Origin of the sequence: Anaeromyxobacter paludicola (genome assembly GCF_023169965.1) — a bacterium.
Lineage (GTDB): Bacteria > Myxococcota > Myxococcia > Myxococcales > Anaeromyxobacteraceae > Anaeromyxobacter_B > Anaeromyxobacter_B paludicola.
On sequence record NZ_AP025592.1, the window covers coordinates 823,115 to 842,266 of the forward strand.

Consider the following 19,152-nt stretch of genomic DNA (forward strand, 5'->3'; position numbering starts at 1 on the left):
GAGGGCGCCTCTAGGCGATGACGTTCACGAGCCGGAAGAGCAGCGAGAGGAGCAGGTCGGACGGGCCGGCGATGAGGCGCGGGCCGAGGAAGATGACGCCGATGAGCAGGAACGGCGAGAACGCCGCGAAGCGCTCCCAGCCGGGCCGCCACCGGTACGGCAGGAGCCCCTCGAGCACCCGGCTGCCGTCGAGCGGCGGGACCGGGATGAGGTTGAAGACCGCGAGCGTGACGTTGAGGCTCACGCACATCGAGAGGAGCGCCGCGCCCGGCGAGTGGCGCCCCACGAGCTCGGGGGCGAAGCGCAGCCCGAGCGCCAGCAGGAGGAGGCAGACGAAGGCGAGGGCCACGTTGGCGAGCGGCCCGGCGCCGGCCGTCAGCATGGTCCCGGTGCTCACCTTGACGCTCCGGCGGAACCGCGACGGATCGATGGGCACCGGCTTCGCCCAGCCGAACGGGATCCCGAGCAACGGCAGCAGGATGGTGCCGAACAGGTCGATGTGCGCGAACGGGTTGAGCGTCAGCCGCCCCATGCGCTCCGCCGTGTCGTCGCCCAGCCTGGAGGCGCTCCAGGCGTGGGCGAACTCGTGGACGGTGAGCGACAGGATGAGGGGGACGAGCAGCATCGCCCCCTGGCGGAGTTGATCCAGATTCAAGCGTAAGCCTCGATAAGGGAAGGAGGTTCTTAGCAGCGCAGGGGCGCGGGGTCAACGCGCTCGGGCGCCTGCCTGGACCCCCGGTACGAGCTTGAATTTCAAGGAGATATCGCCCGATGCCGGTCAGGCGCGGGGGTGGGTCCGCGCGTACACGCGCTGGACCTGGCTGCGCTCCACGTGGGTGTAGATCTGCGTGGTCGAGATGTCGGCGTGGCCCAGCATCGCCTGCACCGCGCGGAGGTCGGCGCCGCCGGCGAGGAGGTGGGTCGCGAAGCTGTGGCGCAGCTTGTGGGGAGAGATGCGCCGGGCGATGCCCGCCGCCCGCGCGTACCGGTTCACGAGCTTGTAGAAGCCCTGCCGCGTCATCCGGGCGCCGCGGGGCGTGACGAAGAGATCCTTGCTCCGCCGGCCGTGCAGGAGCTTCTCGCGGGCGGCGGCCAGGTAGAGCTTCACCGCCTCCGCCGCGGGGGCGCCGAGCGGGACGATCCGCTCCTTCTTCCCCTTCCCGCGCGCGAGCAGCACCCGGGTCTCGAGGTTGACGTCGTTCACCCCGAGCCCGACGAGCTCCGAGACGCGCAGGCCGGTGGCGTAGAGCACCTCCAGCATGGCCCGGTCGCGGATCCCGGCGGCGGTCCGGAGCGGCGGCGCCTCCACGAGCCGCACCACCTCGTCGCGCGAGAGCACCACCGGCAGCCGCCGCTCCTTGCGCGGCGAGTCCACCTCCTCGGTCGGATCGACCTGCGAGATCCGCTCGGAGACGAGGAGCCGGTGCAGGCCCCGGATGGCGGAGAGCGCCCGGGCCTGGCTGCGCGGCGAGAGCCCCTTCGCGGTGAGCGCGGCGAGGTGGGCGGCGAGGTGGCGCCGGGTGACCGCGGCCCAGTCCGAGACCCCCTGCCCGTCCAGGTCGTCGAGGTAGCGGCGGAGGTCGCGGCCGTAGCCCTCGACGCTGTGCTCGGAGAGCCCCTTCTCCACCCGGACGTGGGCGAGGAAGAGGTCCAGGGCCGGGTCGAGCGCGCTCATCCCGCCGACGATAGCGCGCCGGCCCATCTGGTCCAGTTCCAGGCGGCTGCCGGGAGGGGCCCCAGCGAAGCTGGGGAGGGCGCAGCCCCCTAGGTCAGGTCAGGAGGTCGGAGACGTCGCCCTTGCCCTCGCGCACGACCACCGGCTCAGGCCCGCAGAGGTCCACCACGGTGGACGGCTCGTTCGGCTGGTACCCGCCGTCGAGGATGAGGTCGAGCCCGTGGCCGAGCCGCTCCTTGATGTCGCGCGGGTCGATGAGCACCTCGCCGTCCGGCGCCGCCGCGGAGGTGGAGATGATCGGGTGCGCGAGCCCCTTCACCAGGGCGAGCGCGATGGGGCTGTCGGGGATGCGGATGCCCACCGTCTTCTGGCGGCGGAGCACGAGGTCCGGCACGAGCCGGGTCGCCGGGAGGATGAAGGTGTACGGGCCGGGCGCCTTGCGCCGCAGCACCCGGTACGCGGTGTTGTCCACGATGGCGTAGCGCGAGATCTCGGCCAGGTCGGCGCAGATGAAGGAGAGCTCGTGCTCCTTCGGCATCTGCTTCAGCAGGTAGATCCGCTCGATGGCGCGCTTGTCGAAGAGGTCGCAGCCGAGCCCGTAGTAGGTGTCGGTCGGGAAGGCGACGAGGCCGCTCGAGGCGAGCACGGAGACGGCGCGCTCGACCGCGCGGGGCTGCGGATGCTGGGGGTCGATCTCGAGGATGGGCGCGGCAGCCATGGCGCGGTTTTCTACCAGACTTCCGGCCCGCCGGAAACGAAACGCCCGCCCGGGGACCGGGCGGGCGCCGTTCGCTCGCGCGCGGCGAGTCCCGCGCGGCGGCTCAGGTCCGGGTCTTGCCCCGGTTGATGAGCTCCCGCACCTTCTGGCCGCCCTTGCGGCCGATCTCCTCGTAGAAGGCGTGCCCGCGCTCGTCTCGCACGGTGATGCCGCCCTTCCGCCCCGCCTCCGCCACCGTCATCGCGCGGCGCGGCGCCGCTCCGTCCAGCTCCGGTTGGGACCCGCCCACCTTCCCGTCTTCCATCGCCATGCTTCCCCCCTTCCCAAACCGGGCTTCGGCCGATCACCGGCGCGAGCCGGCGCCCGGCCTCCACCGGTCACTTCTCGTGATCCGTCACGGCCGTCTCCTCGGCGCCGGCCTTGCCTTTCTCGATCAGCTCGCGGACCTTGTGTCCGCCCTTCCGACCGATCTCCTCGTAGAAGGGCGTGCCGCGCTCGGCCTTGATGGTCTCGCCGCCCTTCTTGCCGATCTCCTCGTAGAAGCGGGGCCCGCGCTCGGCCTTGACCGTGTCGCCGCCCTTCTTCCCGATCTCCTCGTAGAACTTCCGGCCGCGCTCGGCCTTGACCGTCTCGCCGCCCTTCTTCCCGATCTCCTCGTAGAACTTCCGGCCGCGCGTCTCGCGCACCCGGACGCCGCCCTTGCGTCCCGCCTCCGACACGGTCATCGCGCCCTTGTTGCCGCCCTTCTTCTCCTCAGCCATGTGTCGCTCCCGTCTCTTGCAGCTTCGACTTGACGCCGCGCCGGAGCCGGCACGTGGCCCTCGCGAGCACGTGATCGGCGATCCGCTCCGCCATGTCCTGCCCGGTGGCCTCGAGGATGCCGCGCCAGCTCGGGTTTCCGTTCACTTCGAGGACGGTCATGCCTTCCCCGCCGTCCGCCAGGTCCACTCCGGCATAGTCGAGCCCGAGCGCCGCCGCCGCGCTCTCGGCGACCGCGCGCACCTCGCCCGCGGCCTCGTAGGCGCGGACGCGCGCCCCCTGCGCCACGTTGGTGCGCCACTCCCCCGGAGGCGCGACCCGCTCCATGGCTCCCACCACCGCGCCCCCCACCACGAAGAGCCTGAGGTCGGTCCCGCCGGTCGGCACGAACTCCTGGAGGTACACCGCCCCGTCGCGGGCGAGCCGCTCCCGGAGCGCCTCGCGCCCGGCGGCGTCGTCGCGGACCCGCAGCAGCCCCTCGCCGAGCGATCCGGTGACGGGCTTCAGCACCGCGTCGCCCAGGGCCTCGAGGGCGGCGTCGGCCTCCTCCGGCCGCTGCGCCACCGCCGCGCGGGGGGTCGGCAGCCCCGCCCGAGCGAGCAGGCAGGTCGTGCGGAACTTGTCCTGGGCAGCCAGGAGCGCGTCGATGGCGTTCACCACCACCGCCCCGGACTCCTCGAGGGCGCGGTAGATCTCGAACTGCACGTCGGGGTCCCCGGCCCGGCCGAGGCCCCGCACGAGGACGAAGGCGTCGAAGCGCCCGGCCGGCTCGCCTCCTGCTCGCACGTCGACACCTTCCTCCACGAAGGCCGAGAGGCTCGCGGGGTCCACGGCGCTGGCGGCCCCGCGCCGGCCGAGCGCCTCCAGGAGCCGCTGGCTGTGCCAGTCCTCCTCCGGCCAGGCCGTCACCACGCCGAACCGGCAACGTTCACCGCGTCCCAAAAGCCTGCTCCCCTTCCCCTTCCCCGACCGCCTGGGCATAACGCTGGGCACGGTGTTCCGGCCGGACAAGGGAGCGGTTTTGCCCAAGCTCAGGCGACCGGCCCCCTCCCGAGCGCGGGGGAGGCCACGCCTGGGGCGAGAGCAGCCCCGTGAGAGCGCTGCGCCGGAGGGAGCCCGGCCGTCAGCTTCGCGCGGCGAGCGCCGCCTGGACGGCCTCGACGACCCGGCGGGCGTGCTCCGGCTCGAGGTGGCCGCCGCCCGGCGCGCGGACGTAGAAGGCGTCGGCGGCGCGGTGGCCCTCGGTGGTGATGCGGGCGAGGTCCACCGAGAGCCCGAGCTCGAAGAAGGCGCGGGAGAGCCGCCAGAGGAGCCCGACCCGGTCCGCGGTGAACACGTCGATGACGGTCCGGTCGCGGGCGCTGTCGTCGTCGATGACGACCTTCGTCGGCACGCTCGGCAGCGGCTTCTCCAGCAGGCCCGACGCGCGGAGGCGGCGGGCGAGGAGGGCCTCGAGCGACTCCTGGCCCGAGAGCACGCGGCGCAGGTCGGCGCGCGCGGCGCGCCACCGGGCCGGGTCGAGGGCGCCCTCCTCCGGCCCGCGCACCTCGAAGTAGTCGAGCGCGCGGCCGGAGAGCCAGCCCAGCGCCGGCGCGTCCGGCGTCGTCGAGTAGACCTCGGCGTGCTGGATGTCGATCCGGTGGGCGGCGAGCACCCCGGCGACGAGCGACAGGAGCCCGGGCCGGTCCGGCGCGGTCAGCGTCAGCTCGGAGTAGCCGAGCTGCGGGTGGTGGCGCATCGCGGCGGCGAACGGGAGCGCGCGGCTCCGCCGCAGGAGGCGCAGGTGGGTGGGCGCCTGGCGCGGCTCCACGGTGACGAAGTAGCGCGCCGGCATGGCGGCGAGGAAGCGCGTCCGCTCCCGCTCGGTGGCGCGGGCCTGGAGCGCCTGCGCCACCCGCGCCCGGCCGGAGGACTCCGCCGCCCCGGGGTCGGCGCGCCGCCGCCCCTCGCCGGCCGCCAGCGCGGCGCTCGCCTTCTCGTACAGCTCGCGCAGGAGCCGGGCCTTCCACTCGGTCCAGGTGCGCGGGCCCACCGTGGCGATGTCGGCGTAGGTGAGGAGGTACAGCTTGTCGAGCCGGTCGGTCGAGCCGCACTCGGCGGCGAAGGAGTGGATGAGCTCCGGGTCGGAGAGGTCGCGCCGCTGCGAGATCGCGGCCATGCGCAGGTGCTTCGCGACGAGCCACTCCACGTCGGCGGCGTCGGCGGGGTCGATCCCGAGCCGCACGCAGGCCTGGGCGGCGATCTCTGCCCCGCGGGCGGCGTGGTCGGCGCCGCCGCCCTTGCCGATGTCGTGGAAGAGCGTGCCGAGGTAGAGCGAGAGCGGCCGCTCGAGCCGCTGCATGAGCGGGGCGAGCGACTCCTCCTTCACGTCGCCGGCGCGCAGCGCGAGCAGCCGCCGGACGGCGAAGAGGCTGTGAACGTCCACGGTGTACACGTGGTAGACGTCGATCTGGCGCCGGGCGGTGATGCGCGCGAACTCGGGCACCAGCCTGGGCAGCACGCCGAGCTGGTGCATCACCGAGAGGAACCGGCCGCGGGTGCCGGGGCGCAGCATCGCCGAGAGGAGCTCCTGGTTGAGCTCCGGGTCGTCCGCCGCCTCGGGCGGGAGCTCGGCGGCCACCGACGCGGCCTGGTCGCGGGCGTACGGGTAGAGCTCGAGCCCCTCGCGGTCGGCGGTGGTGAAGAGGCGCAGGAGCGCCGCCGGGGACTTCTGGAGCACGTCGCTGCTCGCGACGGTGAGCCGGCCGCGGAAGACCTTGAACTCGCCGCCCGGCAGCGCCCACTCCGCGCTCGGCGGGCCGGCGCGCCGCTCGGCGCCGGTGAGCGTGGCCGGCGCCGGCACCTGCCGCCAGCCGGTGGAGTTGGCCGGCTCGAGCGCCCGGTCCACGATGGCGTCGCAGGCCACGCGGATGGTCTTCGCGGCGAGGTAGTAGTGCCGCATGAACTCCTCGACCGCCGGCTTGCCGTCGGGCTCGACGTACCCCATGAACCGCGCCACCTGCGGCTGGACGTCGAAGGTGAGCTGGTCGCTCTTGCGGCCCGCGAGGTAGTGGAGCTCGTTGCGGACGCGCCAGATGTAGTCGCGGGCCCGCCGCATCTCCCGGATCTCGCGCTCCGGGAGGAGCGCCCGGGCGAGCAGCTCGGTGACGCCCGCCACCTTGAAGCGGACGCGCGCCACCCAGAGCGCCGACTGGAGATCCCGCAGCCCGCCCTCCGACTGCTTCACGTTGGGCTCGAGCAGGTAGAGCGAGTCGCCGAACTTCTCGCGCCGCTCCCGCATCTCGGCGAGCTTGTCGGTGACGAAGCCCTCGGCCCGCGCCTGGGAGAGCCCGTGGAGCTGCTCGCGCTCGAGCTCGCGGTAGAGCGCCCGGTCCCCCGCGAGCCAGCGCAGGTCGAGGAGCGCCGTGCGGGCGGTGTGGTCCTCGGCGGCGAGCGACTCGCAGCTCGCGAGATCGCGGACGCCGTAGCCCACCTCGAGCCGGAGGTCCCAGAGCGAGTAGAGGAACTTCTCGCTGGCGGCCTTGGCGAAGGCGTCGGGCGCGCCGCGGCCGTGGAGCACGAGGAGGTCGAGGTCGCTGTACGGCGCGAGCTCGCGCCGGCCGTAGCCGCCGAGGGCGACGAGCGAGAGCGGGCTCGGGGGCGCGGCGCGGGCGCCCTCCTCGAGGGCCCGCTCCCAGAGGTGGGTGACGAGCCCGTCCATGGCGGTGCTCTGGAGGCGGACCACGGTGTGGCCGCTCGCGCCGGCGCGGTGGGCGCCCTCGAGGAAGGCGCGCAGGGCGGCGAGGTCGGCCTTGGCGTCCCCGGTCAGGGCGGGGATCCGGGCCGAGTAGGTCTCGAGCTCGTACGGGGCGGCGGCGGGGAGCGCGGGAGCGGAGGGGGCGAGCTCGGGCATCCGTCGAAGTATACCGGCCGGGGGGTGGCGCGTGCCGCACCTTCGGCGCCGGGCGCGCGCCACGCTCGTCGCGGCGGCGGGGCGGCCGCCCTGGCCGGTGCGCTCAGCGCGCGGCGGCGACCCGGTCGTCCCGGCCGGTGTAGGAGACCACGGCGCGGGAGATGGCCTGGGCCACCTCGTCCTGGTAGCGCGCGCTCTGGAGCCGCTGCTCCTCCACCTTGTTCGAGATGAAGGCCGTCTCGACCAGCACCGCCGGCATGCGGGCGCCGACGAGGACGTAGAAGAGCGCGCTCTTCACGCCGAGGTCGCGGACGTCGCCCACCCGCGCGCGCACGCCGGCGCAGACCTCGCGCTGGACGAGCCGGGCGAGCTTGCGCGAGGCGCCGGCGCTCACCTTGGCGTCGAGGTCGGCGAGGATGCGCCGCACCGCGAGGTCCTCCCCGACCTCCTGCTCCTCCGGGAAGGCCCCGTTCTCGCGGGCGGCGAGCCGGTTGGCGTAGCGGTCGTCGGAGACGTTCAGGACCCAGCTCTCCACGCCGGCCCGGTCCCGCCGCGGGTGGGCGTTGGCGTGGACGGAGACGAAGAGGTCGCCCTTGGCCCCGTTGGCGATGGCCGTCCGCTCGGCCAGGGAGACGAAGCGATCGTCGCTGCGGGTGAGCACCACCTGGAAGCTGGCGGCGCGCAGCTTGCGCGCGAGCCGCTCCGCGATCTGGAGGGTGACGTCCTTCTCGCGGACGCCGCGCGGCCCGATGGCGCCGGTGTCGTGCCCGCCGTGCCCGGCGTCCACGATGATCCGTCGGACCGGGCGGGCGTCGCCCTCCCCCTCCCCGTCGGACGGGGCGGGGCCGGGGCGCGCGCCGGCGACGCGCTCCGGCGGCTCGGCCGGCGCGCGCGCCGGGGCCGTCACCCCGGCCACCTTGGGCGCGGGCGGCGGGGCGGGCGCGGTGGGCGCGACGGGAGTAGCGGCGTCGGCGGGCCGGGGCGCGAAGGGGCTGGGCTCGGCGCGCGGCGCCGGCGTGGGGAGCGCCAGCGCCGCGCCGGTCCGGCCCGGCGCCAGCGGCGTGCGCACCTGGGCCGGCGCCGGGGCGCCGATCACCTCGCGCACCGCCTGCTCCAGCACCGGATCCTCGTCCTCGTCGTCCTCGTCGGACGGCTCCGGCCGGGCGGCGCGCGGGGGCGGCGGGGGTCCGATGAAGGGCGCGCGGGGGCGAGCGGCGCGGGCCACCGCCGGCGCGGGCGAGGGCTCGTCCCTGCCCGCCTCGCGCCGGATGGCGGCGGCGAAGGCGGCGGCCTCGGTCGAGCCCGCCTTGCGGGCGCGGGCCGCGAGCCGGAGGGCCTGATCGCGGTCGGCCTCCACGGCCGAGAAGCGGTACAGCGCGTAGCGGGCGTGGGCCGCCTCGAGCAGCGCGACCGGCGCGTCCCGGCCGACCGCGGCCCGCTCGAGCGACGCGATGGCCTTCTCCCAGTGGTGGCGATAGCGGCGGCGCGCCGGGTCGCGCTTGATCTGCGACAATTGATCGAGCGCCCGACGAAGTGCCGGTCCGGGGCGCGGCGCCTTGTCCACACGTCCAATCGCGGCAACCGGCGCGGGGGCGGCATGGGCGCGGCCCGGCTTCGCCGCGGCCGCGGCGGGCGCCGCGCTTTTCCCTGTGCCCCTGGGGTTGGAGCGCTGGGGGGCCGCCGCGAGCAGGAGCGCGGCGGCGAGCGCACAGGAGAGGCCGGACATTGCCCGGCACTGTCCCGCCGGCCGATATCGCCGTCCAGTTTTTGGCCGGCGCCACGCCCTCGAAAAAAACTCTCGACCTGACTTCGAAGGGTGTAACTTGCGCCGACCGGCGGGATGATCCGCCATTCTCGAAGGAGTAACACGTGAAGCTCTTCGCTTTCCTTGCCGCCCTCGTCATCGCCGCTCCTGTCTTCGCCGCTCCCCCTGAGTCGGTCACCCTCAAGGCCAAGAACGGCGACGTCCAGTTCCCGCACAAGACCCACCAGGCGCTGGGCTGCAAGAAGTGCCACGAGGGCGCCCCCAAGAAGATCGAGTTCACCAAGGACAGCGCCCACAAGCTCTGCATCAGCTGCCACACCGAGATGAGCAAGGGCCCGGGCGAGAAGGCCTGCACGCAGTGCCACAAGAAGGCGTAACTCGCCTTCCCGCAGGTCGTTGACGAGGGGGGCCCGGGGGAACCGGGGCCCCCCTTTGCCTTTCCGGGCGCCGCCGCGGAGCCCGCGCGGCGATTGGCCGCGGCGCCGGCGCGAGCCCCCCCCGCGCGCCGGCCGGGCCCCTAGCGCAGCTTCGCCTTCCAGCCGGCGAGCAGGTTGAGGGCGTCGAGCGGCCGCAGCGCGTCCACGTCGAGCGCGCGCAGCTCGCGGGCCACCTCCTCTAGCTTCTGGTCGGTGGCCGGCCCGGCGAACAGCGCGAGCTGCGGCGCGGCGCCCGCGGGGCGCTTGCGCCCGCTCCGCGAGATGGCGGCGTGGCCGGAGTCGTCCACCTCGAGCGACTCGAGGTTCCGCAGGATCTCCCGCGCCCGGGCGAGCACCTCGGCGGGCAGCCCGGCGAGCTTCGCCACCTCGATGCCGTAGCTGCGCGACGCGCCGCCCTGCACCAGCTTGCGCAGGAACACCACCCGGTCGCCCACCTCGCGCACCGCCACGGTGAGGTTCTTCACCCGGGGCCGCTCGCGGGCGAGGTCGGTGAGCTCGTGGTAGTGGGTCGCGAACAGGGTCCGGCAGCCGGTCTCGTCGTGCAGGTGCTCCGCCACCGCCCAGGCGATGGAGAGCCCGTCGAAGGTGGAGGTGCCGCGGCCGATCTCGTCGAGCACCACCAGGGAGCGGCGGGTGGCGTTGTGGAGGATGGCGGCGGTCTCCGTCATCTCGACCATGAAGGTGGAGCGCCCGCGCGCGAGGTCGTCCGAGGCGCCGACGCGGGTGAAGATCCGGTCCACCAGCCCGACGCGGGCGCGGCGGGCCGGGACGAAGCTCCCCACCTGCGCGAGCAGCGCGATGAGCGCCGCCTGCCGCATCACCGTGCTCTTGCCGGCCATGTTCGGGCCGGTGATGACGAGGAGCTGCCCCGCCCCGTCCGCCGCGCTCGACCCGAGCGCGAGGTCGTTCGGCACGAAGCCGCCCGAGTCGGCCGGCAGCATGGCCTCGACCACCGGGTGGCGCCCGTCCTCGATCTCGAGCACCTCCGAGTCGTCCACCACCGGCCGGGCGTAGCCGCGCTCCGCGGCCACGCGCGCGAGCGAGAGGAGCGCGTCGGCGTCGGCCACCGCCGAGGCCGCGTTCCGCAGCGCCCCGGCCCGGGAGACCACCGCCTCCCGCAGCCGCTCGAAGAGCTGCTCCTCGAGGGCGAAGCGCCGCTCCTCGGCGGTGAGCACCTGCTCCTCGAACTCCTTCAGCGCCGGGGTGATGAAGCGCTCGCCGCCCACCGTGGTCTGCCGCCGCTGGTAGTCGGGCGGGACGAGGTGGAGGTTCGCCTTCGTGACCTCGATGTAGTAGCCGAAGACGCGGTTGTAGCGGACCTTGAGCGAGCCGATCCCGGTGCGGGCGCGCTCCTCCTGCTCCAGCCGCGCGATGTAGCCCTTGCCGTCCTCGGCGATGGTCGCGATCCGGTCGAGCTCGGCGTCGTAGCCGCGGCGGATCATCCCGCCTTCCTTGAGCGTGGGCGGCGGCTCGTCGGCGACCGCGGCCCCGAGCAGCGCGGCCAGCTCCTCGAGCCCGCGCAGCGCCGCGCCGGCGGCCCGCAGGCGCGCGGCGGCCGCGCCCTCGAGGGCGTCGGCGAGGGGCGGCAGCGCGCCCAGGCCCACCGCGAGCGCCCGCAGGTCGCGCGCGTTTCCCTGGCGCAGGGCCAGCCGGGAGAGGAGCCGCTCGAGGTCGCCCACCGGCCGGAGCCGCTCGGCGAGGTCGTCGCGCAGCAGCGTCGAGCCGAAGAGCTCACCGACCGCGTCGAGCCGCGCCTCGATGGCGGGGACGTCGCGCAGCGGGTACCGGAGCCACTCCGCGAGCCGCCGGCCGCCGAGCGGCGTCGCGCTCCGGTCGAGGAGCCCGAGCAGGGAGCCCTTGCGCTTGCCGCCGAGCTGGGTCCGCTCGATCTCGAGGTTCTGGCGGGTGCTCTCGTCGAGCACCAGCACGTCCTCCACCGGCAGGCGGGAGAGCCGGTCCACGTGGATCGGCGCCGCGCGCTGGGTGTCCTGCAGGTAGGTGAGCGCGGCGGCGGCGGCCGCGAGCCCCGGCCCGAGGTCCCCCACCCCGAAGCCGTCGAGCCCCGCCACCCGCAGGTGCCTGCAGAGCTTCTCCGAGGCCCGCTCGAAGTCGGCGTCGTCGCGCTCGGAGACCGGCGCCCCCACGGCGCGGGCCAGCGCCTCGCCGCGCGGGGTCCGGGCGGCGCCGCGCGCCAGGAGCAGCTCCCGGACGCCGGCCCGCCGCAGCTCGTCCACCAGCCGCGCGTCGGTCCCGGCCTCGCCGCAGCCGAGCGCGCCGGTGGAGGCGTCGAGCAGCGCGATCCCGCCGCCCCCGCCCTCCGCCAGCGCCACCGCCCCGAGGAAGCTCGCCTCGCGCGGGTCGAGCACCTGGTCGTCGAGCACCATGCCCGGGGTGACCACCCGGGTGACCTCGCGCTTGACCAGCGCCGACTTGCCGGGCTCCTCTACCTGGTCGCAGATCGCCACCTTGAACCCGGCCTCGAGGAGCCGCGCCACGTAGCCGCGCGCCGCGTGGTAGGGCACGCCGCACATCGGGATCTTGTCGTCGCCCTTGGAGCGCGAGGTGAGCGTGATCTGCAGCGTCTCGGCCGCCTGGCGGGCGTCGTCCAGGAAGAGCTCGTAGAAGTCGCCCAGCCGGAAGAAGAGCAGCGCGTCGGGGTACCTCGACTTCATCTCGAGGTACTGCCGCATCATGGGGGTGGCCTGCGTCGCGATCTCCGCCATCGCCCCGCCTTCTAGCACGGAGCCGGCGAAGGTTGGGCCGGCGCTCCCCGGCTCTGCTACATTCGCGCCCCGATGCTCCGAGAGGCGTTCCAGGACCTGAACCGGCTGCGGCAGATCGCGCAGATCGTCGCCCGGCACGGATTCGGCGCCTACCTCGACCGCACCCGGCTCGGCGAGCTGCTCCGGCGGGAGGGCGTGCCGGTCCCGGTGGTGGAGGGCGCCGGCGGGCCGGGCGAGCCGGTGCCGCCCCCGGAGGACGAGCCCGGCCGCAAGACGGCCGCGCGCTTCCGGCGGCTCCTCGTGGACCTCGGCCCCACCTTCATCAAGCTCGGGCAGCTCCTCTCCTCCCGCCCCGACATCCTCCCCTCCCACTGGGTGGACGAGCTCTCGGAGCTGCAGGACGCCGTCCCGGCCATCCCGCTCTCCGAGGTGCGGGCCGAGATCGAGCGCGGGCTGAAGCGCCGGGTCGAGGACTGCTTCGCCTCGCTCGAGGAGGCGCCGCTCGCCTCGGCCTCGATCGCGCAGGTCCACCGGGCCACCACGCACGAGGGGGCGCAGGTGGTGGTGAAGGTGCAGCGGCCGCACATCCGGCAGCGGATCGAGGCCGACCTGCAGCTCCTCTACACGCTCGCCCAGCTGGTCGAGTCGGTGATCGAGGAGACCGGCATCTACACGCCGACCGGGATCGTCGAGGAGTTCGACCGGGCCATCCACGAGGAGCTCGACTTCGCCAACGAGGCCGAGAACGCCCGGCAGATGGCCGAGGCCTCGCGGGCGCGGGCCTACGTCGTCATCCCCAAGGTCCACGACGCGCTCTCGTCGAGCACCGTGCTCACGCTCGACTACGTGGAGGGCGTGAAGCTCTCCGAGGTGACCGCCGAGGCGGGCTACGACGTCGAGGCCGTGGCCCGCACCATCATCGAGGTCGCCTTCCGGCAGCTCTTCGAGGACGGCCTGTTCCACGGCGACCCGCACCCGGGCAACATCCTCGTGCTCCCGGGGAACCGGATCGCCCTGCTCGACTTCGGCCTGGTGGGCCGGCTCACCCGCCCGATGCAGGAGTCGCTCGTCACCCTCATCATGGCGGTGGCGCTGCGCGACCCGAACACGGTGGCGCGGGTGCTGAACCGGATCGGCGTGCCGGCCGACCACACCCCCATCACCGCCTTCCGCGCCGACATCGGGGCCATCCTCGACCGCTACCTCGGCCTCAAGCTCGAGGAGATCCGGACCTCCACGCTGCTGCGCGACCTCCTCGATCTCGCGGTGAAGCACAAGATCCGGATCCCCAAGGAGTACGCCGTCCTCTCCAAGGCCTCCGTGACCGTGGAGGGGATCATCCGCCGCCTCTACCCGCGGCTCGACATCCTCGAGGTGGGGATGCCCTACGCCCGGGAGCTGCTCCTCTCGCGCTTCAACCCGACGGACGCCTCCGGCACCCTCATGAAGTCCCTGCTCAAGCTGCAGGGGCTCGCCGAGGATCTCCCGGCCCAGCTCTCGCAGATCCTGATGGACCTCGAGTCGGGCAAGTTCCGGGTGAACGTCCGCTCCGAGTCGCTCGACCGGATCGCCGAGAACGTCTCCACCCTCTCGCTCACCCTCTTCCTCGGGCTGGTGGCGTCGGGGCTCTCGGTGGCGGCGTTCCTGGTCTTCTCGCGCGCCCTGGCGGGCTGGCCGGGGCTGCCCCTCGTGGCCGGCGCGGCGCTGGTGCTCTCGGGCGTGCTCTTCGGCGGCGGCCTCGTGCTCTGGCTGTCGAGCCGGCCGCGCCGGAAGATCTCGGTCCGGCGCCTCTTCAAGCACTGAGCGCTTTCCTGGCGGACTGAACGGGGAGCCAGTATACTCCCGTTCAGGAGGCGTCATGAACGGACTGACCGACCGCCAGCTCGAGGTGCTCCGCTACATCGCGCGGCAGATCGAGGCTCACGGCTACCCGCCCACCATCCGCGAGATCGGCGAGGCGCTCGACATCCGCTCGACCAACGGGGTCAACGACCACCTCAAGGCGCTCGAGCGCAAGGGGTTCCTCACCCGCGATCGCGTCAAGTCGCGCGCCCTCATCCCCACCGGGCAGGCCCGCCAGGCGCTCGGGGAGCAGGAGGACGAGCGGCCGAGCAACGTCATCTCGCTCGAGTCGCGGGCCGGGCGCGGCGCGCGCACGGTGTCGATCCCCATCGTCGGCCGGGTCGCCGCCGGGCAGCCCATCCTGGCGCAGGAGCGGATCGAGGACACCGTCGAGGTGGACTCGTTCTTCCTCGGGACCAACAAGAAGGTCTACGGGTTGCGGGTCCAGGGCGACTCGATGATCGGGGACGGGATCCTCTCCGGCGACTACATCTTCGTGAAGAAGCAGCTCCACGCCGAGGACGGCGACATCGTGGTGGCCCTCATCGACGAGGAGGCCACCGTGAAGCGGGTCTACTTCGAGGGCGACCGCGTCCGGTTCCAGCCCTCGAACCCGCGCATGGCGCCCATCTACGTCCGCCGCGAGGACTTCCGCAGCACCATGCTCCTCGGCGTGGTCGTCGGGGTCTACCGCAAGCTCTCCTAGCCGCGCGGGATCCTCACTCCTAGATTGCAGGGGCGTTTTTGGACCACCTGCGACGTGGGGGAGAGAGGATGCCCAAGGTGAATGCCCGGCTCGAAGCGGCGCGACTGGCCTACCGGGAGGCCCTGGAAGCGGCTCGCCGCGAGCCGTCGTCCGAGTCCTGGGCGAAGCTCCTCGCGGCCGGCAAGGAGCTCTCCGCCTGCGAGGAGGCCGGGCGGGGCGGCCGGCGCGGCAAGGGGGCCCGGAGCGAGCCGGGGGAGCTCGTGCCCGACATCGAGACGCTGGAGTAGCCGGGGCCGGGGCGCCCTGCCCCGCTCAGGCCTGCCGCGTCTTGGCCTGCCGCACGTACCGGTCGAGGTCCTCCCGGTCGATGAGCGAGAGGATCTCGACCGCGTTCTGCCGCTCGCCGCGGCGGTAGAGCAGCCGAACGTCGGTGGCGACGCGGACCCGGTAGTAGCCGGGCAGCCCCTCGAGCGGGAGCGCGCGCAGGCTCGGGTGGCGGTGGTCCTGGGCGAGCAGGTGGGCCTGCTTGAAGGCGGCCCGCTGGATGCGCCGGTCCCACCCCTCGAGCGAGTCGTAGAACTCCCGCGTGTAGATCGGGAAGAGCCAGCTCGCCGCGGCCTCGGCCTCGCTCGCCTCCTCCTCGGCGCCCGTGCTCGCCCCCGCGGGCGCGCTCGCCGTCGCGCTCCGCGAGTCCCGCAGCGCGCGCTCGAGCTCCTCCTCGCGCTGCCGCGCCCGCTCGAGGCGGGACTCGACCGAGGCGAGCCGCGCCTCCGCGTCCTTGAGCGCCGCCCGGGCGCGCTGCGCCTCGACCGCCTCGGCCGAGCCGCGCGCCGCCCGGAGCTCGGCGTCGAGCCGCTGCCGCTCCGCCTGCGCGCCCTCGAGCGCGGCGCGGGCGCGGGCGGCGTCGTCCACCGCCTGGGCCTCGCGGGCGCGGGCCGACTTGAGCCACTCCTGGAGCTTCGCCTCGCGCTCCTCCGACTTCCGCCGGGCCTGGGCGAGCCGCTCCTCCGCCCGGCCCAGCTCCGCCGCGGCCTCGGCGAGCTTGCGCCGCAGCGCCTCCGGCTCGTCCTCCTCCGGCCGGGGCTTCGCCGGCTGCGGCCCCTCCTCCCCTTCGACCGGACCGTAGAGCTCCCGGGCGAGCTGCGCGAGGAGCGGCAGCGCCGTGGCGCGCACCTCCGGGGCCGGGTCGCAGAGCACGCGCCAGAGGGAGAGCGCGAGGCCGTGCTCGGAGTCCCCGACGGCGAGGAGGTCGCCGGCCGCGACCGGGTCGAGGGGGGCCGCGGCGAGCGGGGGGCCGCCGAAGGCCTTCCGGAGCAGGGCCAGCGGCCGATCGCGGACCTCCGGACGGTACCGGATCTCGTCGGCGAGGGCGTCGCATCGCTGCACGTCCCCGAGGGCCTCCTGCCGGAAGCCGGGGACCTGCAGCCCGAGCTCCTTCACGAGCGCGCGGCTCTCCTCCGGGGTGATGGCGAGGTAGAGGAAGACCGAGAGCGGGTCCCGCTCGAGCTCGTGGAGGGGCGCGTCGCCCGACGGGTCCGGGAGGCGCGCCGCCGCCTTCTTCGGCCGGGAGGGCTTCGCGGCGGGCTTCTTCCTGGGCTTCGGGGGCGAGACCTTCGGCACGGCGCGAGCCTATGCGGCCCGGCCTCGGCGCCACAAGCAAAAGGCGGGGCCGGGTTGCGGCCACCGCGCCTCCTCCCTATCAAGACGCATGAGCCACCACCCACGGGCCTGGTCTCCGGCGGACGGCCCGCCCGCCGCCCCGCAACAGAGGGTCGCACCCTCGAGCCGGTACGCCGGCGACGGCACCACCGAGCGGTCCGCGGGCGGCCTCTGGGCGCCCAGCAACGGCCCCGTCCGGTCGGATCCGGGCGGCCCGGGTGGGGAGCCCGACGGCGAGACCGTCCCCATCCCCGGGAGGACGGCGCTCAACGAGAGCTAGCGCGCCTGCAGGGCCATCCCTCCCGCCGCCGCGGCGACCGGCTCGGCCCGGGGATTCCCTCCCAGGCCCCGCCCCCCGGCGGCAGGCGTTTCCGGCCGTACCTCTCCGTCTGCCCGAAGGTTTCTGTTGCCTTGGTGGGGGGCGGTCGGTATCCCATTCACTCACCGGGCGACTGCTCGGGAGAAGGAGCGGCATCATGTCGGAGAAGGACAAGAAGGGCGCCGTGGGCGCTCAGGTCGCCCCGGCGATGGGCGTTCCCCCGGGCCTCATCGCCAAGGAGGACATCCCGGCGGTGCTGCCCATCCTGCCGCTCCGGAACTCCGTCTTCTTCCCGGGCGGGGTGCTCCCGCTCGCGGTCGGCCGGCAGAAGACCATCGCGCTCATCAAGGACGCCGTCCGCGACGAGCAGGTCATCGGCGTCGTCACCCAGCGCAAGGCCGAGGAGGAGGACCCCGGCGCGGCCGACCTCTACACCGTCGGGACCGTGGCCCGCATCGTGAAGCTCCTGAAGATGGGCGAGGACAACTACTCGCTCGTCGTGCAGGGGCTCGCCCGCTTCCGCGTGCTCGACCTGGTCCAGGAGACGCCGTACCTCAAGGCCCGCATCGATCCGGTGGAGGACCGCACGCCGGTGGACGAGGTGGAGGTCGAGGCGCTCGCCATCAACCTCAAGAAGCTCGCCCGCGAGGTCATCGAGCTCATGCCGGAGCTGCCGGCCGCGGCGACCGAGCTCGTCGAGTCGATCACCCACCCCGGCCACCTGGCCGACCTCATCGCGGCCAACGTCGACGTCCCCATCGAGGAGAAGCAGCAGGTCCTCGAGACCATCGACCTCAAGGCCCGGATGAAGCTCGTGCTCGAGCTCCTCAACCGGAAGCGCGAGATCCTGAAGCTGTCGAACAAGATCGACTCCGCCGTGAAGGGCGAGATGTCGAAGACCCAGCGCGAGTACTACCTGCGCCAGCAGCTCAAGGCGATCAAGGAGGAGCTGGGCGAGCTGGGCGAGGAGGAGGAGGAGCTCGACGAGCTCGGCGAGCGGCTCAAGAAGGCGGGGCTGCCGCCCGAGGTGGACAAGGTCGCCCAGAAGGAGCTCAACCGGCTCAAGAGCATCCCGACCGCCTCCTCCGAGTACACCGTCGCCCGCACCTACCTCGACTGGATCGCCGACCTGCCCTGGTCCAAGCAGACCCAGGACAACCTCGACATCGAGAACGCCCGCACCGTCCTCGACGCCGACCACTACGGCCTCCAGAAGATCAAGAAGCGCATCCTCGAGTACCTCGCGGTCCGCAAGCTCAAGAACGACATGCGGGGCCCGATCCTCTGCCTCGTCGGCCCGCCCGGCGTCGGCAAGACCTCGCTCGGCCAGTCGGTCGCGAAGGCCACCGGGCGCAAGTTCGTGCGCCTGTCGCTCGGCGGCGTGCGCGACGAGGCCGAGATCCGGGGCCACCGGCGCACCTACGTGGGCGCGCTCCCGGGCCGCATCATCCAGTCGATGAAGAAGGCCGGCTCGTCGAACCCCGTGATGATGCTCGACGAGATCGACAAGCTGGGCGCCGACTTCCGCGGGGATCCCTCGGCGGCGCTCCTCGAGGTGCTCGACCCCGAGCAGAACTTCAGCTTCTCCGACCACTACCTCGACGTCGCCTACGACCTCTCCAAGGTGATGTTCGTGGCCACGGCCAACCTGCTCGACCCCATCCCCGGCCCGCTCAAGGACCGCATGGAGATCCTCGAGCTGCCCGGGTACACGTTCGAGGAGAAGGTCCACATCGCGCAGAACCACCTCATCCCGAAGCAGCTCAAGGAGCACGGGCTCTCGCCCGACTCGATCGCCTTCGAGGAGAAGGCGCTCATCAAGGTCATCATGGCCTACACGCGCGAGGCCGGCGTCCGGAACCTCGAGCGGCGCATCGCCGACATCTGCCGCGCGGTGGCGGTGGAGGTGGCGAGCGGGAAGGTGCAGGCCGGGGCGAAGCGGCTCGTCGAGGAGAAGGACCTGCCCGAGATGCTGGGGCCGGAGCGCTTCTACAACGAGACCGCCGAACGGACCGAGATCGCGGGCGTGGCGACCGGCCTCGCCTGGACCGCCGCCGGCGGCGACATCCTCTTCATCGAGGCCACCAAGATGGCCGGCAAGGGGTCGCTCACCCTCACCGGGCAGCTCGGCGACGTCATGAAGGAGTCGGCGCAGACCGCGCTCTCCTACCTGCGCTCCAAGGCCGACTCGCTCGGCCTCCCGGGCAACGTGCTCGAGAAGACCGACCTGCACGTGCACTTCCCGGCGGGCTCGATCCCCAAGGACGGCCCCTCGGCCGGCGTGACCATCCTCACCGCGCTCGTGTCGCTCCTCACCGGCATCCGCGTCCGCTCCGACGTCGCCATGACCGGAGAGGTGACCCTGCGCGGGCTCGTGCTCCCCGTCGGCGGCATCAAGGAGAAGGTGCTCGCGGCGCACCGGGCCGGGATCAAGCGGCTCATCATCCCCGCCCGCTGCGAGAAGGACCTCGTGGACGTGCCGGAGCAGGCCCGCAAGGAGCTCGACTTCGTCTTCGCCACGCACGTGGACGAGGTGCTCAAGGCCGCGCTCGAGCAGAACCCGTTCGACCGCAAGCCGCCCTCCGAGGAGCCGGCCGGCGGCGAGGACAAGAAGAAGGGCCAGGCCAAGCCAGAGATCCGCGTCTAGGCGCAGGGGC

The 19,152-nt window shown here is 73.6% G+C and carries 15 protein-coding genes; 5 read left to right on the plus strand and 10 right to left on the minus strand.

The genetic code is table 11. From position 1 onward, the window contains the following. Positions 1-10 precede the first annotated feature (10 nt). The 8 genes from AMPC_RS03835 to AMPC_RS03870 all read right to left on the minus strand — a co-directional run bounded on the left by AMPC_RS03835 (position 11) and on the right by AMPC_RS03870 (position 8,557). On the minus strand, positions 11-655 hold the full coding sequence (locus AMPC_RS03835) for a site-2 protease family protein (RefSeq protein WP_248344462.1): 645 nt from the start codon (positions 653-655) through the stop codon (positions 11-13). A gap of 123 nt (positions 656-778) precedes the next feature. After that, positions 779-1,675 (minus strand): site-specific tyrosine recombinase XerD, encoded by an 897-nt coding sequence (xerD, locus tag AMPC_RS03840; protein ID WP_248344464.1) that lies wholly within the window; start codon positions 1,673-1,675, stop codon positions 779-781. A 94-nt stretch (positions 1,676-1,769) separates the two neighbouring features. Beyond that, the gene (locus tag AMPC_RS03845) at positions 1,770-2,393 is read right to left on the minus strand and encodes an L-threonylcarbamoyladenylate synthase (protein WP_248344465.1); all 624 of its coding nucleotides are present in this window, start codon (positions 2,391-2,393) and stop codon (positions 1,770-1,772) included. Between the two features lie 103 nt (positions 2,394-2,496). Beyond that, positions 2,497-2,703 (minus strand): hypothetical protein, encoded by a 207-nt coding sequence (locus AMPC_RS20555; protein ID WP_248344466.1) that lies wholly within the window; start codon positions 2,701-2,703, stop codon positions 2,497-2,499. Positions 2,704-2,770: 67 nt separating this feature from the next. Continuing rightward, positions 2,771-3,154 carry a general stress protein B gene (locus AMPC_RS03855; protein WP_248344467.1) on the minus strand — a complete coding sequence of 128 codons (384 nt, stop codon included), beginning with the start codon at positions 3,152-3,154 and terminating at the stop codon, positions 2,771-2,773. Beyond that, the gene (locus tag AMPC_RS03860) at positions 3,147-4,064 is read right to left on the minus strand and encodes a RimK family alpha-L-glutamate ligase (protein WP_248344468.1); all 918 of its coding nucleotides are present in this window, start codon (positions 4,062-4,064) and stop codon (positions 3,147-3,149) included. Before AMPC_RS03860 ends, AMPC_RS03855 begins: the two co-directional genes overlap by 8 nt. Positions 4,065-4,275: 211 nt before the next feature. Beyond that, positions 4,276-7,044: a [protein-PII] uridylyltransferase gene (gene glnD / locus AMPC_RS03865; protein ID WP_248344469.1), complete on the minus strand. Its 2,769-nt coding sequence runs from the start codon at positions 7,042-7,044 to the stop codon at positions 4,276-4,278. 103 nt (positions 7,045-7,147) lie between these two features. Continuing rightward, a complete protein-coding gene (locus AMPC_RS03870; protein WP_248344470.1) occupies positions 7,148-8,557 on the minus strand; it encodes an N-acetylmuramoyl-L-alanine amidase family protein in 1,410 nt (469 codons plus the stop codon). Between the two features lie 356 nt (positions 8,558-8,913). Between AMPC_RS03870 and AMPC_RS03875 the strand changes: the two genes are divergently transcribed. Further along, entirely contained in the window at positions 8,914-9,186 is a 273-nt protein-coding gene (locus AMPC_RS03875) for a cytochrome c3 family protein (protein WP_248344472.1), read from the plus strand. Between the two features lie 140 nt (positions 9,187-9,326). On the opposite strand, the gene mutS is transcribed toward AMPC_RS03875, so the two are convergent. Beyond that, positions 9,327-11,969: a DNA mismatch repair protein MutS gene (gene mutS, locus AMPC_RS03880; protein ID WP_248344475.1), complete on the minus strand. Its 2,643-nt coding sequence runs from the start codon at positions 11,967-11,969 to the stop codon at positions 9,327-9,329. Between the two features lie 72 nt (positions 11,970-12,041). Here mutS and AMPC_RS03885 point away from each other — a divergent pair, with 72 nt between their 5' ends. From AMPC_RS03885 to AMPC_RS03895, 3 genes are all read left to right on the plus strand, one after another. Next, on the plus strand, positions 12,042-13,772 hold the full coding sequence (locus tag AMPC_RS03885) for an ABC1 kinase family protein (RefSeq protein ID WP_248344477.1): 1,731 nt from the start codon (positions 12,042-12,044) through the stop codon (positions 13,770-13,772). Positions 13,773-13,827: 55 nt separating this feature from the next. Beyond that, positions 13,828-14,517 carry a transcriptional repressor LexA gene (gene lexA / locus AMPC_RS03890; protein WP_248344479.1) on the plus strand — a complete coding sequence of 230 codons (690 nt, stop codon included), beginning with the start codon at positions 13,828-13,830 and terminating at the stop codon, positions 14,515-14,517. A gap of 68 nt (positions 14,518-14,585) precedes the next feature. Next, positions 14,586-14,804 carry a hypothetical protein gene (locus AMPC_RS03895; protein WP_248344480.1) on the plus strand — a complete coding sequence of 73 codons (219 nt, stop codon included), beginning with the start codon at positions 14,586-14,588 and terminating at the stop codon, positions 14,802-14,804. Between the two features lie 25 nt (positions 14,805-14,829). On the opposite strand, the gene AMPC_RS03900 is transcribed toward AMPC_RS03895, so the two are convergent. Then, on the minus strand, positions 14,830-16,137 hold the full coding sequence (locus tag AMPC_RS03900; protein WP_248344481.1) for a hypothetical protein: 1,308 nt from the start codon (positions 16,135-16,137) through the stop codon (positions 14,830-14,832). A 515-nt stretch (positions 16,138-16,652) separates the two neighbouring features. Between AMPC_RS03900 and lon the strand changes: the two genes are divergently transcribed. Beyond that, the gene (gene lon, locus AMPC_RS03905) at positions 16,653-19,142 is read left to right on the plus strand and encodes an endopeptidase La (protein ID WP_248344482.1); all 2,490 of its coding nucleotides are present in this window, start codon (positions 16,653-16,655) and stop codon (positions 19,140-19,142) included. Positions 19,143-19,152: the final 10 nt, after the last annotated feature.

What these genes read in the sequence shown, in the direction of transcription:
- xerD (WP_248344464.1), bottom strand. Translation starts at nt 1,675, where the DNA reads ATGAGCGCGCTCGACCCGGCCCTGGACCTCTTCCTCGCCCACGTCCGG.
- AMPC_RS03895 (WP_248344480.1), top strand. Translation starts at nt 14,586, where the DNA reads ATGCCCAAGGTGAATGCCCGGCTCGAAGCGGCGCGACTGGCCTACCGG.
- AMPC_RS03885 (WP_248344477.1), top strand. Translation starts at nt 12,042, where the DNA reads ATGCTCCGAGAGGCGTTCCAGGACCTGAACCGGCTGCGGCAGATCGCG.
- AMPC_RS03845 (WP_248344465.1), bottom strand. Translation starts at nt 2,393, where the DNA reads ATGGCTGCCGCGCCCATCCTCGAGATCGACCCCCAGCATCCGCAGCCC.
- lexA (WP_248344479.1), top strand. Translation starts at nt 13,828, where the DNA reads ATGAACGGACTGACCGACCGCCAGCTCGAGGTGCTCCGCTACATCGCG.
- AMPC_RS20555 (WP_248344466.1), bottom strand. Translation starts at nt 2,703, where the DNA reads ATGGCGATGGAAGACGGGAAGGTGGGCGGGTCCCAACCGGAGCTGGAC.
- mutS (WP_248344475.1), bottom strand. Translation starts at nt 11,969, where the DNA reads ATGGCGGAGATCGCGACGCAGGCCACCCCCATGATGCGGCAGTACCTC.
- AMPC_RS03855 (WP_248344467.1), bottom strand. Translation starts at nt 3,154, where the DNA reads ATGGCTGAGGAGAAGAAGGGCGGCAACAAGGGCGCGATGACCGTGTCG.
- lon (WP_248344482.1), top strand. Translation starts at nt 16,653, where the DNA reads ATGTCGGAGAAGGACAAGAAGGGCGCCGTGGGCGCTCAGGTCGCCCCG.
- glnD (WP_248344469.1), bottom strand. Translation starts at nt 7,044, where the DNA reads ATGCCCGAGCTCGCCCCCTCCGCTCCCGCGCTCCCCGCCGCCGCCCCG.